Source organism: Streptomyces sp. NPDC006602 (genome assembly GCF_042870385.1).
Classification (GTDB): Bacteria; Actinomycetota; Actinomycetes; order Streptomycetales; family Streptomycetaceae; genus Streptomyces.
In genome coordinates this window covers 301,757-316,717 of the sequence record NZ_JBIAHG010000002.1, presented here as the reverse complement: position 1 = coordinate 316,717, position 14,961 = coordinate 301,757, and the positions used below count along the sequence as shown (strand labels likewise).

Annotated in this window: 12 protein-coding genes; 6 read left to right on the top strand and 6 right to left on the bottom strand. The window is 72.1% G+C overall.

The genetic code is table 11. From position 1 onward, the window contains the following. Positions 1 to 254 precede the first annotated feature (254 nt). Positions 255 to 2,603 carry a hypothetical protein gene (locus ACFYO2_RS06175; RefSeq protein ID WP_388344750.1) on the top strand — a complete coding sequence of 783 codons (2,349 nt, stop codon included), beginning with the start codon at positions 255 to 257 and terminating at the stop codon, positions 2,601 to 2,603. Here the strand turns inward: ACFYO2_RS06175 and ACFYO2_RS06170 are convergent. The 4 genes from ACFYO2_RS06170 to ACFYO2_RS06155 all read right to left on the bottom strand — a co-directional run bounded on the left by ACFYO2_RS06170 (position 2,573) and on the right by ACFYO2_RS06155 (position 7,221). Further along, complete coding sequence (locus ACFYO2_RS06170; protein WP_388344747.1) at positions 2,573 to 5,011, bottom strand: right-handed parallel beta-helix repeat-containing protein; 2,439 nt, start codon at positions 5,009 to 5,011, stop codon at positions 2,573 to 2,575. The two genes, ACFYO2_RS06175 and ACFYO2_RS06170, sit on opposite strands and share 31 nt — an antisense overlap. A 108-nt stretch (positions 5,012 to 5,119) precedes the next feature. After that, positions 5,120 to 5,725 carry a hypothetical protein gene (locus ACFYO2_RS06165; protein ID WP_388344744.1) on the bottom strand — a complete coding sequence of 202 codons (606 nt, stop codon included), beginning with the start codon at positions 5,723 to 5,725 and terminating at the stop codon, positions 5,120 to 5,122. A 189-nt stretch (positions 5,726 to 5,914) separates the two neighbouring features. Further along, positions 5,915 to 6,742 (bottom strand): MOSC domain-containing protein, encoded by an 828-nt coding sequence (locus tag ACFYO2_RS06160; RefSeq protein WP_388344741.1) that lies wholly within the window; start codon positions 6,740 to 6,742, stop codon positions 5,915 to 5,917. 41 nt (positions 6,743 to 6,783) lie between these two features. Beyond that, positions 6,784 to 7,221, bottom strand: coding sequence for a DUF6643 family protein (locus ACFYO2_RS06155; protein ID WP_388344739.1), 438 nt, complete (start codon positions 7,219 to 7,221; stop codon positions 6,784 to 6,786). A gap of 298 nt (positions 7,222 to 7,519) precedes the next feature. On the opposite strand from ACFYO2_RS06155, the gene ACFYO2_RS06150 reads away from it, so the two are divergent. Next, the gene (locus tag ACFYO2_RS06150) at positions 7,520 to 8,740 is read left to right on the top strand and encodes a TerD family protein (protein WP_388344737.1); all 1,221 of its coding nucleotides are present in this window, start codon (positions 7,520 to 7,522) and stop codon (positions 8,738 to 8,740) included. A 4-nt stretch (positions 8,741 to 8,744) separates the two neighbouring features. On the opposite strand, the gene ACFYO2_RS06145 is transcribed toward ACFYO2_RS06150, so the two are convergent. Then, positions 8,745 to 9,941, bottom strand: coding sequence for a glycosyltransferase (locus tag ACFYO2_RS06145; RefSeq protein ID WP_388344734.1), 1,197 nt, complete (start codon positions 9,939 to 9,941; stop codon positions 8,745 to 8,747). Between the two features lie 39 nt (positions 9,942 to 9,980). On the opposite strand from ACFYO2_RS06145, the gene ACFYO2_RS06140 reads away from it, so the two are divergent. Further along, complete coding sequence (locus ACFYO2_RS06140) at positions 9,981 to 10,766, top strand: glutamate racemase (protein ID WP_388344732.1); 786 nt, start codon at positions 9,981 to 9,983, stop codon at positions 10,764 to 10,766. A 132-nt stretch (positions 10,767 to 10,898) separates the two neighbouring features. Then, a complete protein-coding gene (locus tag ACFYO2_RS06135) occupies positions 10,899 to 11,441 on the top strand; it encodes a hypothetical protein (protein WP_388344729.1) in 543 nt (180 codons plus the stop codon). A gap of 38 nt (positions 11,442 to 11,479) precedes the next feature. Here the strand turns inward: ACFYO2_RS06135 and ACFYO2_RS06130 are convergent, their stop codons facing one another. Then, positions 11,480 to 12,547: an O-antigen ligase family protein gene (locus tag ACFYO2_RS06130; RefSeq protein WP_388344727.1), complete on the bottom strand. Its 1,068-nt coding sequence runs from the start codon at positions 12,545 to 12,547 to the stop codon at positions 11,480 to 11,482. Positions 12,548 to 12,791: 244 nt separating this feature from the next. Here ACFYO2_RS06130 and lnt point away from each other — a divergent pair, with 244 nt between their 5' ends. Beyond that, positions 12,792 to 14,408, top strand: coding sequence for an apolipoprotein N-acyltransferase (lnt, locus tag ACFYO2_RS06125; protein ID WP_388344725.1), 1,617 nt, complete (start codon positions 12,792 to 12,794; stop codon positions 14,406 to 14,408). Between the two features lie 68 nt (positions 14,409 to 14,476). Further along, positions 14,477 to 14,956, top strand: a complete 480-nt coding sequence (locus ACFYO2_RS06120) for an NUDIX domain-containing protein (protein WP_388344722.1) — start codon at positions 14,477 to 14,479, stop codon at positions 14,954 to 14,956. Positions 14,957 to 14,961 lie beyond the last annotated feature (5 nt).

The window sequence follows — 14,961 nt, the reverse complement described above, 5'->3', positions numbered from 1 at the left end:
CCCTGCGCATCCCCTGTGACAAGGACATTTTGCCCTCTCCAGGTACGCGGACGTCTCATCCTCGCACGGGCCGCGGCGGGTCGCGCCACCGACCGTCCCCACGCGCTCATGCCATCCGGGCGACATCCGTGCGGCCGACTGTCACACGGATCGGGGAGATTCCGTGACGAGAGGTGCACACGGCGTGCCGAACGGCGATCCTGTTGCCCGCACGGACAGATGCCGACGGCGCGTCACGGGGGAAGTGCGAAACAGTGGAACGAGCGCAGAAACGTGCCTCGACCGCCGGAGCCGACGGCTCCGCCACGCGGCCCGAGGCCTCCGGAACCGCCCTGGAACTCCTGGTCCACGGAGTCGGCGGCACCACACCCGAGAAGATGCTCGACGATCCGCGCACCGTCCGGATCACCGGCGACGACACGGCGGCCGTCTTCCGGCGCGCCCAGGACGCCGACGCCGAGTCCACACCCGACGACCACCAGGGCCGGCCGGTGCCCGAGGCGTACGTCTGGTGCAACCTCACCTCCGGCAACGGCACCCGCGCCCTGTGGCTGTTGCTGCTGCCGTTCATGGTCGTCAACCTGGCCCACTGGATGCGCCCCACCGCACGCGGCCGCAAACGGACGGTGCGACTGTACGGGCTGCTGGTGCGGCTCGCCGGTCTGACCCTGACCGTGCTGCTCGTCGCCGCCGTCTGCGAGGTCGCCCTCGACCTCGCGGCCTGGCAGTGCGCGGGCACGCGCGCGTGCGCCGAGCGGCACACCTGGCTCGGCTTCCTGTCGCCCACCGTCTCGGACGGCGGCTGGTGGAGCAGGCCCGGCCGCCGCCTCGCCCTCGCGGCACTCGTGCCGGCCGCGCTCACCTGGCTGCTGTGGTATCTGTCCCAGCGCACCTGGAGCGCGTACGAGTCCCAGCAGCCGATGCCCCGCACCCCCGAGCCCGACGAGGAGACCGGCCGCACCGCGCTCGGCCGGCCCGGCTTCTGGTACGGACGCCGTCTGGTGGCCCGGCTGCGCGCCGCCCACACCGCCGCCGGACTGCTGACGGTCGCCGCGGCCGTCGGCACGTCGGCCGCACGCTTCGACCACAGGTCCGGCGGGCCCGCGCTCCTCGACGCCCTGGGCCGGTTCCTGGAAGCGGCGCTGGTCGCCGCCGCGGTGGGCGTGGTATGGGTGGTCTGCCGCAGGGGCCGCAGCGAGCACCGCCTCGACCGGGACCTCGACGCCCATCTCGTACGACGGCTGCCGCTCACCGCCCTCGTCCTGCTCGGCCTCGCCGCCGTGTACGCCGGGTGGGAGCGGCCCGGATGGGAATCGGCCGGCCGCCTGCCCGGCGACGCGACCTTCGGGGGCATCGCCCTGGTCCAGGGACTGCTGGTCATCGCCCTCGGCGCGGTCGCCGACGTCCTGTACCGCGCCCATCCCGACCCGCGCGCCGCGATGCGCGGCCTGGGCGGACCCGCCGTCGCGATGCTGGCCTGCGCACTGGGAGGGGTCATGTCCGGCGGAGTCTCCCAGCGCGTCGCCGACTGGCTGGACGGCACCGGCATGAACATCCCCGGCCCGCCGGTCCTGCTGACCTGGCAGGCGTCCGTGATCCCGCCGCTGCTCGTGGTGCTGCTGGTGCTGTGCGGCTGGCTGGCCTGGCGGACCCGGCTGCTGCGCCGGTCCGAACTGGCCGCGGTGGAGCGGGACTACCCGGACCAGCCCAAGGACCCCAGCCGCACCCGCCGTATCGCACGCGCCCGTGCGGCGGCCACACTCACCGACCGCGGGCCCCTGCTCGTCGCGGTCACCTCCACCACGACCCTCCTCCTCGGTGCCGGGGCCCTGGTCGGCGCGATGACCACCGACAAGGCACCCGCCGAGGCCGCGCAACGCACGCACGCCTTCGTCGAGGGCGCCGCCGAGACCGCGCAGGCGCTGGGCTCCTGGTTGATCGGATTCGGCTTCATACTGTTCGTCACCTGGGGCCGCCGCGCCTACAAGGACGCCTCCGCACGGCGGACCATCGGCATCCTCTGGGACGTCGGAACCTTCTGGCCACGCGCCGCCCACCCCTTCGCGCCGCCCTGCTACGCCGAACGCGCGGTGCCCGACCTGACCTGGCGCATGGAGACCTGGACCCGGACCACCGGAGGGCGCCTCGTCCTCTCCGGGCACTCACAGGGCAGTGTGCTCGCCGCCGCGGCCGCCTGGCAGCTGACGCCGTCCGTCCGCAAACGGGTCGGCCTGCTGACGTACGGCTCCCCACTGGAGCGCCTGTACGGCCGCTGGTTCCCCGCCCACTTCGGACCGGCCGCGCTCAGCGCCCTCCATCACGACGTCGACTGCTGGCGCAACCTGCACCGGCCCACCGACCCGATCGGCGGCCCGGTCGGCCTGCCCGGCGACTGCGGGCCCGAGGTGGACCGCGAAGCCCTCAAGGACCCGCTGGCGTACGGCCGTACCGACGCACACCCCTTGCCCGCGCCGGTCCTCGGTCACTCCGACTACCAGGCCGACCCGGTGTTCGCGGAGGAACGGGAACGGCTGCTGGCCCGGCTGCGCCCGGGCCTACCGGCGCAGCGGCCTCAGGACGACTCGGGCAGGTCCTCCGCGTAGAGGAGCGTCAGGTCGTCCGTGTTCGGGTCGGCGACCTGGGCGACCCGGCTCGCGTGCCGCTCGACCATCGCCTCGAAGGTCTGGCGGGCGGTACGGCCGTTGCCGAAGGCCGGCCCCTTGGGGAGCGTCGTGAAGTACTTCAACAGGGCCGGAGAGGCGCCCGGCGCCAGCCGGTACTCGTGCTCCTCGGCCTGCTGCTCCACGATCCGCAGCAGTTCCTCGGCGTTGTAGTCGCTGAAGGTGATGGTGCGTGAGAAGCGCGACGCCACACCGGGGTTGATCGAAAGGAACCGCTCCATCTCGGCCGTGTAGCCCGCGACGATCACCACGACCGCGTCCCGGTGGTCCTCCATCAGCTTCACCAGCGTGTCGATGGCCTCCTTGCCGAAGTCCCGGCCCGAGTCCTCCGGCGACAGCGCGTACGCCTCGTCGATGAACAGCACACCGCCGCGCGCCTTGTCGAAGGCCTCCTGGGTGCGGATCGCCGTGGAACCGATGTGCTCGCCGACCAGGTCGACGCGGGACACCTCCACGAGATGGCCCTTCTCCAGTACACCGAGGGAGGCGAGGATCTCGCCGTAGAGACGGGCGACCGTGGTCTTGCCGGTGCCGGGGGAGCCCGTGAAGACCAGGTGGCGCTTCACCGAGGCCGCCTTCAGGCCCGCCTCCTGTCGGCGCCTGCCCACCTCGATCATGTCCGTGAGCGCCCGGACCTCGCGCTTGACGCTGTCCAGGCCCACCAGCGCGTCCAGTTCACCGAGCACCGCCTTCGAGGTCCGCGCAGGCTTCTCCGGCTCCGCGGCGGCGACCAGCGGTTCCTGCTCGGTGCTGCGCTGCCCGGGGATCGATCCCAGCAGGCCGGGAGACTGGGACACCGTCTGTACGGCTGTTTCCGCCGCGGGCGGGTGTCGCAGGCTGCTGCTCTCGTCGCTCGTGCAGTCCTCGACGACCGGCCCCGCACCGGATCCCCCGTCCGGGCCGGCGTCCGCGAACTCGTACCCGCCGCGCGCACACCGCTCCGTACGGCACTTCTTCAGCGTCGTACGGCAGCCGTCGAGCACATGGAAGCCGTAGCCGCCGCTGCCTGTGACCCGGCAGTTCAGGAAACTGCCCCGGCCACCCGCCGAGACGTAGAAGCCGGCTTCGGCGGGGGAGTCGACGGTGCAGCGCTCTATCGTCGGGTCCGCGCCCTTGGTGACGATCACGCCGGTCTGGGTGCCGTCCACCGTGCAGTTGTTGAGGGTGCCGCCGCTGCCGTGGTCGCGGAACCAGGCGCCCGTCGCCGCGTCCCGGATGCGGCAGTCGTCGAGTTGTGCGGTGGCGCCGTCGCTCACCGACACTGCGGTGTTGCGCACCTGGGAGAGGTCGCTGTCGACGACGTCCGCGCGCGAGCCGCGATCGAGGACGAACAGGGCGTCCGGCACGTCGTGCACCCGGCAGGAGTCGAGGACCGCGGTGGCGCCGTCGCTGACCCAGACGGCCGGGTAGTCGCCCGTGCTGTCGAAGATCTCGCACTGGTTGGCGTCCACGCGCGTGCCCGGGTCCCACACCGACAGCCCGTTGCGCCCGAACTGACGCACCGTCGTCCGGGTCAGCGTCAGGACCGAACGGGAGCGCAGGTCGACCGCGTTCTCCGGGATGTCGTGGATACGGCAGTCGGCCAGGGTCAGCACGGCGTCCGTGTCGAGGGTGACGCCGTCCCCGGTGGTGCGGTGCACATCGCAGTCGGTGAGGTGTGCGGTGGCCCGGCCGGTGACCTGGACACCGCTGCCCCGGACCTCGTAGACCTCGCAACCCACCGCTTCCAGCGCGGAGTTCTCGCCGGTCACCGACAGGCCGACGCCCGAGGCGTGGTGCACCCGGCAGCGGTCCAGCCGCGGATGCCCGCCGCCGCGCACCGCGACGCCCGCCTGGCCGGCCGCGACGATCTCGCACTCCTCGAACACCCCGCCCCCGCCGTCGAGTACGGCGATGCCGATGCCGGCCGGGTTGTCGACGGTGCAGCGCCGCACGGTCGGCCGCGCGCCGCCGCGCACCTCGATGCCGGCCGCGGAGCGCGTCACGATGCGGATGTCCGTGAGCTCCGGAGTGCCCTCCTCGACGAGGAGGGCGGGCGCGGCCGCGTCCTGGCCTTCCACGTACAGGTCCTGCACCACGGCCGAGGCGCGCACGGTCAGCGGCACACCGTCCAGGGGCGCGATGCGCACCGAACCGGGGGAACCCTCGGGGCCGCGCAGGGTCACCGCCCGCTGGACGACGAGGTTCTCCCGGTAGGTGCCGGGCGCGACAGTGAGGACGTCACCTTCGGCCGCGGCCTCCAGGGCGGCGGCGAGCGACGCGTACTCACCCGTGCGGCGCCGCCAGCGTGATGTGCCGGTGTGCGTCACCTGGACCGTGCCCTGTGCCATGGCGTTGCTGTGCCCCCACCTCGTGGTACGCGGGTTGATGCCGAATACGTTCGGCCGGTCCACCGTAGCGTGCGCGCAGGCGGTGGGTTGACCAGAGCCGGAAGGCTGTCAGCTGCCGGTACCGGTCCTGCCCCAGTCCGGGCCCGCCCGCTCCCAGGCCCGGTCCCAACGGGCGTACCGGCGACGGACCATGCGCCAGACCGCGAACCGTCTGCCGGCCTCGACGAGGCCCGCGGTGAGCAGGGCCGCACCGAACCCGGCGAGGACGGCATGTGTGGTCGCGGTGGCGGAGTCGAGCGGTCGGGCGACTGTGCGGCCGTGCTCGTCCGTCCACAACGTGAAGTGGTCACCGCGGTGCGGTTCCTCAAGGGCGGCGATGACCGTGCCGTGGTGCACGGTGCCGTCAGGCGCGGTCCAGTCGGCCGCCACCCGGCTGCGCAGATTCCGACCGGAGGAGGTCTCGGGATCGGCGTCCAGAGGAGAGCGGTCCAGTTTGCGGACCACGGTGGCCGTCACCAGGTGACGCGACTCGTGCTGCTCCCGCACGGACCGCTGCAGCGCCTCCTGGGCGACGCCGCCGACCAGCGAGCCGATCACGGGTCCGACGACCAGGATCAGCAGCAGGGCCACCAGGGCCACCCAGGCCTCGGCCAGATCGGTCGCGCGGCGCAACGGGTTGCGCCGCCAGCGCCAGATTCCACTGATCGCTCGCACCGTCCGCACCCCCTTCCCGCTCCGTGATAACGCCCGGCAGAGCCGTTCACGTGCGGGCCCGGTCAAAGAGAGAGCGAAATCACCTGCGGCCGGGCCTTTCATGAACTTCTCACGGAACCCAACGCCCGGGGCCCCGGGCCGGGTTCCCGTGATCCGGCTTCCCGCCCGATCCGCTCGGCCCGCCCCGCGCTACTCGAGAACGGTCACCGGATCGCCGACCTGGATCGTGCCGGTGGAGACAGGCACCAGGTTCTGCCCGAAGACGAGCTTGCCGCCGATGCGCCGGTGCCGGCCGAGGGTGCGCAGGGGTTCCCTGCCGCGGTCGGCGGTGTTCTGGTCGGTCGTGGTCACGACGCACCGCCCGCACATCTTGGCGACCCTGAAGACGACGTCGCCGATGGAGACGCGCGACCAGTCGTCCTCGGCCCAGGCGGCGGTGCCCGACACGACCACGTTGGGCCGGAAGCGGTTCATGGGCAGCGGCCCCTCGGCCGCGTGGTCGCCCTGGGCGATCAAGGAGTTGAGGGCGTCGAGGGAGGCCGCCGAGGTGAGCAGCAGCGGATAGCCGTCGGCGAACGACACGGTCTCGCCCGGCAGCGCGAACTCCGGGTCCACCGGCCGGCACGTGGCGGGGTCGGGCATGTGGATCAGGCGCACCCCGGCGCCGAGATACTCGCTGCACCAGGCATGCGCGGCATCGTCCTCGGCCGGAACCCCTTCGACCTTGTCGCGGAAGACGTTCACCGACACGGTGCCGTCGGGCCGCGGCACCGGCACGGTCAAGGTGTCCATACCGGGCGCGGACAGACGAACACCGCCGCCGGGCACCAGCTCGGCGGCGGCCAACGCGAGGCGAGGTTGCTCGCGTTGCGTGACGACCTTTCCCCCGTCGTCGATCAGGACCCAGCGTCGGTCACCGGCCAGCCCCCAGGGCTCCACGACGGCCTCCCGGGGCGCCTGGCCCCGGAACGCCTTGACCGGATGAACATGAATCGACTGCAGCTGCGCGTTCCCCATGAGGCCATCGTGACAGCCGCCACCGACAGCCCGGAAAGGATTTAGTAGCCGCGGTACTGCTGGTTGTTGTACGGATCCTGGTAGTTGGCCGGTGCGGGCCGGGGAGCCGCGGGGCGCATCGCCTCGTAGCCCGTGCCCATCCCGGGGCCCGGCTGGCGCGGCTGCTGCGCCTGCGGACCGGGATAGCCGCGTGGCGCTGCGGCCTGCTGCGGGATGTAGGCCGCGGGCGCCTGCTGCAGCGGAGCGGGCTGCTGCGTCTGCGGGTAACCGTAGGAGGGCTGGGACGGGCCCGCCGGAAGGGCGGGGAAGGCCGACGGCAGCGCGGGCAGATGACTGCCCGGCATGTCGTACGCGGCGGGGACCCGGATCGGGGCGATCTGCGGGCTGCCCCGCTCAGCCACGAGCGAGTCGTAGATCGGAGTGTCCGGGAAGGAGGCGGAGTAGTAGCCGCCGCCATAAGTGGAGCGGGGGGAGGTCATGGCACATAAGTTAAGCCCACGATGTGCTGGTTGGGGAGACCGATAAGAGGGTTGTTTTCCGTGTCGGCAGTGACGCGGGATCCCCAATGCGAGCGAACTCGGCAAAAAGGGGCAGCGCACAGGGCCATTCTCATGTAAAGGCCGAGTTCCCGGGGGGTTACCGGCGGTTGATCACCGGTCTTCCTGCGCCGCTCATGGGAGTTCGCCGGCCCGGGGAATAGGTTGGCCGCATGGAGAGCACGAGGCGGCTGCCGGGACGTACCCGGCGTGGTGACACGTGATGGGGGCGGACATGCCAATGCCGAAAGGATCGAATGTTCCGGTGCCGTCGACGGCACTGCGCGTCGAATTGGGGTGGCGTTCCGGTCCCGGCGTCCCCGACGTGGACGCCTCGGCCCTGCTGCTGGTCGGCGGGAAGGTCCGCTCCGACGCCGACTTCGTCTTCTACAACCAACCGGTGCACGCCTCCGGCGCGGTCCGCCACGAGGGCAAACGGGACGGGGGCGGCCGAGTGACCGACACTCTCCTCGTCGACCTCGCGCGCGTGGAGCCCGCCGTCGAGACCGTCGTCCTCGCCGCCTCCGCGGACGGGGGCACCTTCGCAGGGGTGCCGGATCTGTATATCGAGGTCCGCGACGGGGCCCAATCCACTGTCGTCGCGCGTTTCGACAGCACGGGCGCCACGGTAGAAACCGCTTTCGTGCTCGGCGAGTTCTATCGGCGTAAGGGCGCCTGGAAATTCCGTGCCGTCGGACAGGGCTACGGCAGTGGCCTGGAAGGCCTCGCCACGGACTTCGGGATCACCGTCGACGAACCGCAGCAGACCGCGCCCGTCACGGCCCCCGCCCCTGCGCCGCCGCCCCCTTCCTCGGCGTCCCCGGTTCGTCTCACCAAGGTGACACTCACCAAGGCCGCACCCTCCGTGTCACTCACCAAACAGGGCGGCACCTCGGGAACCCTGCGCGTGAACCTCAACTGGCAGGTGCACAAGCAGTTCTCGGGATGGGGCCGCAAACCGGGCCGCGCGGTCCCCATGCACGCCGACCTCGACCTCGACCTGTGCGCCCTGTACGAACTCACCGACGGCAGCAAGGGAGTCGTACAGGCGCTCGGCAACGCTTTCGGCGCCCTGCACCGGCCGCCGTACATCCATCTCGACGGGGACGACCGCACCGGCGCGGTCGCGAGCGGCGAGAACCTCACCGTCAACCTCGACCATCAGCAGGCCTTCCGCCGCATCCTGGTCTTCGTCACCATCTACGAAGGAGCGCGCTCCTTCGCCGACCTGAACGCCACCGTCACCCTCCAGCCGCAGCACGGCGCCGCGGTCGACTTCTCCCTCGACGAGTGCACGGTCCCCTCCACGGTGTGCGCGCTCGCCCTGATCACCAACACCGGCAGCGACCTGGTCGTCCAGCGCGAGGCCCGCTACCTGGTGCCCGAGCGCGGTGTGAGCCCGCAGCGGACCGTCGACCAAGCCTATGGGTGGGGCATGAACTGGATGCCGGGCAGGAAGTGACCGCTCAGCTCTCGTCACCCACGACGGCGTCCGGCCGCGCGTAGGTGCGGCCCTTCCACGCCGCACCACGCCCCCTGTAGTGCTGCACCGCCGAATCGACCGTCATGAGGAGATAGAGGAACGCGGTGAACGGCAACAGGGGAGCGAGCCACAGCGGCTGACGGTAGTAGCGGAGCATCGGCGCGTACGTCCCCGTCATCACCAGCCACGCGAGAGCACCGAGAGCCACGGCCGCCGTATGTCCCGTCGCCAGACCCGTGACCACGGCCACGGGCGGCACCAGATACACCAGCGCGAGGCCGGCCACCGTTCCGGTCAGCAGCAGGGGGTTGTGCCGCAGCTGCGCGTACGCGCTGCGCGACACCATCCGCCACAGGTCGTGCAGCCGGGGATACGGGCGCACACTGTCCACCCGCTCCGCCAGCCCCAGCCAGATGTGGCCTCCGCCGCCCTTGACGGCCCGCGCGAGCGCCACGTCGTCGATCACGGCATGCCGGATGGCGTCCGGGATCCGCGCCCGCTCGGCCGCCTCGGTGCGCAGCAGCACACAGCCGCCGGCCGCGGCAGCCGTCCGCGTTCCCCGGATTCCGATCCGGCGGAACGGGTACAGCTGGGCGAAGAAGTAGACGAAGGCCGGTACGACGAGCCGTTCCCACAGGCTCGCCACCCGCAGCCTGGCCATCTGGGAGACGACGTCGAAGCCCCCGGTACGCGCCGCCGCGACCAGCTGCCGAAGGCTGTCCGGGGCGTGGGCGATGTCGGCGTCCGTCAGCAGCAGGTACTCGGGGGCACGCGCGCGTGCCAGGCCGATGCCGTGGCGCACCGCCCAGAGCTTGCCGGTCCAGCCGGCGGGCGGCTCGCCGGGCGAGATCACGGTCAGCGGCAGACCTGCGTGGCGCCGTGCCAGTTCGTGCGCCAGCTCCCCGGTACCGTCCGAACTGCCGTCGTCGACGAGGAACACCTCCGCCTGCCCCGGATAGTCCTGGAGGAGCAGCGACGGCAGACTCGCCGGCAACACCTCGGCCTCGTCGCGCGCCGGTACGACGACACAGACGGACGGCCAGTCCTCGGGCTCGGTCCTGGGCGGCAGTCTGACGTCCGTGCGCCAGAAGAAGCCCTGGCAGAGCAGCAGCCACAGCCAGGCGGCGAGGGATCCGGCGGCAGTCCACACGATGGCGCTCACGCGCGCAGTCTGCCCCACCAACCCTGCCCACAAGGGTGCATCGTCTATCGTGGCGGGGTGAAGATCGCGCTCATGGACTCCGGGATCGGGCTGCTGGCGGCCACCGCCGCGGTACGGCGTCTTCGCCCCGACGCGGATCTCGTCCTCTCCCTGGACCCCGACGGCATGCCCTGGGGCCCCAGGACCTCTGAGGACCTCACCCGGCGGGCCGTGGCCGTGGCCGAGGCCGCCGCCGCGCACCGGCCCGACGCCCTGATCATCGGCTGCAACACGGCCACCGTGCATGCGCTGCCCACCTTGCGCGCCCGCCTGGAACCTGGCATCCCGGTCATCGGCACGGTTCCCGCGATCAAGCCGGCCGCGGCCGGCGGCGGCCCCTTCGCGATCTGGGCCACGCCCGCCACGACGGGCAGCCCCTACCAACGGGGCCTCATCGAGGACTTCGCCGACGGCGTGGCGGTCACCGAGGTGCCCTGCCACGGTCTCGCCGAGGCCGTGGAACACGCCGACGAGGCGGCCATCGAGGCCGCCGTCGCCGCGGCCGCGGCCCTGACCCCGGACGATGTGACGACCGTCGTCCTGGGCTGCACCCATTACGAGCTGGTCTCCGAGCGCATCCGCGCCGCGGTGCAGCGCCCCGGTTTCCCCCCGCTCGTCCTGCACGGCTCCGCGGGAGCGGTCGCCGCCCAAGCGCTGCGCCGGCTCGGCGAGCAGCCCGCCCCCCGGGCAGCGGCCGACGGAACCCTGACGGTGCTGCTGAGCGGACGCGAGGGGAGCCTGCCCGAGCCCGCGTTGGCCTACGAGGAGGGCCGGCTCCTCGCGACGGTCAGCCCCGCACGGTAACCGCGTGGACGTCCTCCGTATGCGTAGGCAGGGGCGGACAAAGCGGACGTTCGACCTCCGCTGCCCCCACCCGGAGCAGTCACCCTGCGCGACGTCCTACCCGCGCAGCGAATCCTGAGTAATCTCGTAAACATGAGGGACCACCCCCGCGGCGAGAACGCCCCGCACCCCGACGTCTGGACCGGACGGGCCTCCAACCGGATCCAGTGGTTGCTGGCGCTCGCCGGCGCCGCCTGCCTGGCGCTCGGCATCGAGCTTGCCGTCGACTCGGCGTGGACGTCCGGCATCGCGCCGCTCGTCATGTCCGTCGTCGGCTGCATCGCGGCCGGGCTGCTGGTCCTCTTCGGCACCCTCGCGTTCGTGCATGTCGCCCTCAAGGTCGACAAGGAGTCCCTCGAGGTGCGCTGCGGTCACATGGGCGTACCGCGCCGCCGCATCCCGCTGGCGCACGTCGCGGGTGCCGAGTTCGATCCGCACGTCACCCCGCGCCACTGGGGAGGCTGGGGCTACCGCTGGCGTCCCGAGAAGGGCACCGCGGTCGTCGTACGGCGTGGCGAGGGCGTGGTCCTGCAACTGTGGGACGGCCACACCTTCACCATCACGGTGGACGACGCGGAGGCGGCCGTGCGAGTCATCCGTGACCGGCTGAGGTCGGGCACCGGCGCCGCGCGCTGAGGTCACCCCGTCGAGCAGACCGCGGAAGGCGCCGAGACTCATGAAGTCAGGCGGTCTCCACGCGGGCGTACGTCTCTCTCGCGATCCGGTGGCTCCTCCGTGAAGGGGCGTGCCGTGGACAGTCCGGCCAGTAGTCCCGCGCCCGCCGACACCGTGGTGAAGCTCAGCGCGTTGCCGAGACAGGCGATCACCGCCAGCGCTGTCAGGGCGGCGCCCGCGGTCAGGGCGACCGGGGTCGGCCGCCTGGTGCGCCACAGCGCGTAGAGCATCCAGCAGAAGGCCGTCGCCAGCAGGGCAACGCCGACGACGCCCTGCTCGGCGGCCTGCTGAAGCGGCGCCGAGTGGGGTTTGCCGTCGGACAGCAGCGTCTGGGTCGCCGTCGTGCTGAGCTCACCGAACCGCCCCGGGCCGACGCCCAGTGCCGCCTCCTGGTGTGCCATGTGCAGCCCGTCGCGCCACAGCCCGAGCCGGTGCCGGGTCAGTCGGCCCTCCAGGGACACCTCGAGCCCGTCCGGCACCGCGCTCCCCGCGACCGCCCAGGTCAGCCCCGTCACGAGTGCCGCGGACAGGGCCAGTCCCACCAGGCCGAGGCCGCGGCGGCGTATCCGGCCCGCGGCGAACGAGCACAGCAGCACCGCGGTGCAGGCGAGGAACCCGCCGACCGAACCGAGAACGGCTGCGGTCAGCGTGATCCCGGCGGCCAGTGCGCACAGGGTGAGTCGCAGGGCCGGCGCCCCAGCGGACCAGGCGGCGCAGCATGCGGCGCCCGCCGCCAGGGTGAGCAGGGCGGCGGTGGCGCCCGCCTGTCCCAGCGGCGCGACGATGTCGGGCCCGGGAGAGAGGTGCGGCAGCCCCACCGTGAGGGCGAGCCCGGCCAGGGCCCCGACGCAGGGCGCGGCGACCGGCAGGAGCGCTCCACAGATCCGCCCCGCGGCGTACCCGGCCCCCACGGCCAGGACAGCGAGCAGTACGCCCTCGGGACGGCCGTCGTGCGCGGCCGCGGTGATCAGGGACCAGATGGCGCAGGCACCCAGCACCACGACACCCACCGCGTCAGAAACGTTTCGTCTGTCGCCGTCCTCATCCGGACCGGCCGCAGACCTCATCCCCGTGGAACCCACCCCGCCCCCCCGAACCCGGTCGCCCCCGACCTGTGACGGTCCCGGCCGCAGCGGGCGTCACCGGCCGCTACGGCAAAAGACTCCGGCACACCGTAACGGCTGATGGCCGGTTTGTGGACGAGTCGGACCGAGTTGCGCAGGAACGATGCGTCCGGTGTGCCGCACGGCGTCCCCTGTGACCGGACGGACCGCGCTGTCGGCGCCGAGGCCGACCGCCTACACTCCCCACGTGACCGTCACCGCAACCTCCGTGGACGAGTCGGACCAGGTACAGACCCCGACCGCGCCCGCAGCACGCGGGGCGCGGCTCCTGCGTCGTCTCGTCCCGGCCGCCGCAGCCGCGCTCTCCGGAGTGCTGCTCTATGTCAGTTTCCCGCCGCGCACCCTGTGGTGGCTGGCCATGCCCGCCTTCGCCGTCTTCGGCTGGGTGCTGCGCGGCCGCGGCTGGAAGGCGGCGCTCGGTCTCGGCTACCTCTTCGGCCTGGGTTTCCTGCTGCCGCTGCTGGTGTGGACCGGCGTGGAGGTCGGCCCCGGCCCCTGGATCGCGCTGGTCGTGATCGAGGCGATCTTCGTCGCGCTGGTCGGCGCCGGCGTCGCCGCGGTGTCCAAGCTGCCGGGCTCGCCGGTCTGGGCGGCCGCGATCTGGGTCGCCGGCGAGGCGGCACGCGCGCGCGTGCCCTTCAACGGCTTCCCCTGGGGCAAGATCGCGTTCGGCCAGGCGGACGGCGTCTTCCTGCCGCTCGCCGCGGTGGGCGGCACACCGGTGCTCGGCTTCGCGGTCGTCCTGTGCGGCTTCGGTCTCTTCGAGGTCGTACGCCTGGTCGTCGAAGGGCGACGTACGCGCGCGGTACGGCGGTCGGCGGCGGCCGTCGCCCTGCTGAGCGTGGTCGTGCCCGTGGTGGCGGCGGTGGCCGCCCGGCCGCTGGTGAGCGACAAGGCCGAGGACGGCACGGTGACCGTCGCGGTCATCCAGGGCAACGTGCCCCGGGCCGGGCTGGAGTTCAACGCCCAGCGGCGGGCCGTGCTCGACTACCACGCGCGGGAGACCGAGCGGCTGGCCGCCGAGGTCAAGGCGGGCAAGGTGGCCGAGCCGGACTTCGTGCTGTGGCCGGAGAACTCCTCCGACATCGACCCGTTCGCCAACGCCGACGCGCGCACCGTCATCGACGAGGCGGCCAAGGCGATCGGCGTGCCGATCTCCGTCGGCGGTGTCGTCGAGCGAGATGGCAAGCTCTACAACGAGCAGATCCTGTGGGACCCGGTCAAGGGCCCCACCGACACCTACGACAAGCGGCAGATCCAGCCGTTCGGCGAGTACCTTCCCCTCCGCTCGCTCATCGGGGCGATCAACAGCAACTGGACCTCCATGGTCCGCCAGGACTTCAGCCGGGGCAGCAAGCCGGGCGTGTTCGACATGGACGGCGCCAAGGTCGGCCTGGTCACCTGCTACGAGGCCGCCTTCGACTGGGCCGTGCGCTCAGAGGTCACCGACGGCGCGCAGCTGATCTCCGTGCCCAGCAACAACGCGACCTTCGACCGCAGCGAGATGACCTACCAGCAGCTCGCCATGTCCCGGGTCCGGGCCGTCGAGCACAGCCGGACCGTCACCGTTCCGGTGACCAGCGGCGTCAGCGCGATCATCATGCCGGACGGGAAGATCACTCAGAAGACCGGCATGTTCGTCGCCGACTCGCTGGTCCAGAAGGTGCCGCTGCGGTCCTCGCAGACACCCGCCACGCAGCTCGGGATCCTGCCCGAGATCGCCCTCGTGCTGGTCGCGGCCGGCGGACTCGGCTGGGCGGCGATCGGCACCCGAGTGCGCGGGCGACGCGCCGGTGAGGTGTAGCCGTACGCCTGCCGGACGCCCGGGCAGGAAGGCCGGAGTAACGGAACCCGCCCGTTAGGGTCGGGGCCATGGCTACTCCTGACTTCATCCGTACACTCCGGGCTTCCATCGGCCACGAGTTGCTGTGGCTGCCCGGCGTCAGCGTCGTCGTCTTCGACGACGAGGGCAGAGTCCTGCTCAACCGCCGCTCCGACACCCGCAAATGGGCACTGATCGGTGGCATCCCGGAGCCGGGGGAGCAGCCCGCGGCCTGCGCGGTGCGCGAGGTCGAGGAGGAGACCGGGGTGCGCTGCGAGGTGGAGCGGGTGATCGTCGTTCAGTCGCTGAAGCCCGTCGCGTACGACAACGGCGACACCTGCCAGTACATGGACATCGCATTCCGCTGCCGGGCCCTCGGCGGCGAGGCACGGGTGAACGACGACGAGTCGCTGGAGGTGGGGTGGTTCGCGGTGGACGCGCTGCCCGAGCTGAACGACTTCGCCCACCTGAGGATCAAGCAGGCCCTGTCGGACGCACCCACATGGTTCGACCCCACGAGTTCCGAGTGAAGTGT

Bases quoted from the DNA above. Each gene is read 5' to 3' on its own strand.
- ACFYO2_RS06170 (WP_388344747.1), bottom strand. From the start codon at position 5,011: ATGGCACAGGGCACGGTCCAGGTGACGCACACCGGCACATCACGCTGG.
- ACFYO2_RS06160 (WP_388344741.1), bottom strand. From the start codon at position 6,742: ATGGGGAACGCGCAGCTGCAGTCGATTCATGTTCATCCGGTCAAGGCG.
- ACFYO2_RS06155 (WP_388344739.1), bottom strand. From the start codon at position 7,221: ATGACCTCCCCCCGCTCCACTTATGGCGGCGGCTACTACTCCGCCTCC.
- ACFYO2_RS06150 (WP_388344737.1), top strand. From the start codon at position 7,520: ATGCCGAAAGGATCGAATGTTCCGGTGCCGTCGACGGCACTGCGCGTC.
- ACFYO2_RS06135 (WP_388344729.1), top strand. From the start codon at position 10,899: ATGAGGGACCACCCCCGCGGCGAGAACGCCCCGCACCCCGACGTCTGG.
- ACFYO2_RS06130 (WP_388344727.1), bottom strand. From the start codon at position 12,547: ATGAGGTCTGCGGCCGGTCCGGATGAGGACGGCGACAGACGAAACGTT.
- ACFYO2_RS06120 (WP_388344722.1), top strand. From the start codon at position 14,477: ATGGCTACTCCTGACTTCATCCGTACACTCCGGGCTTCCATCGGCCAC.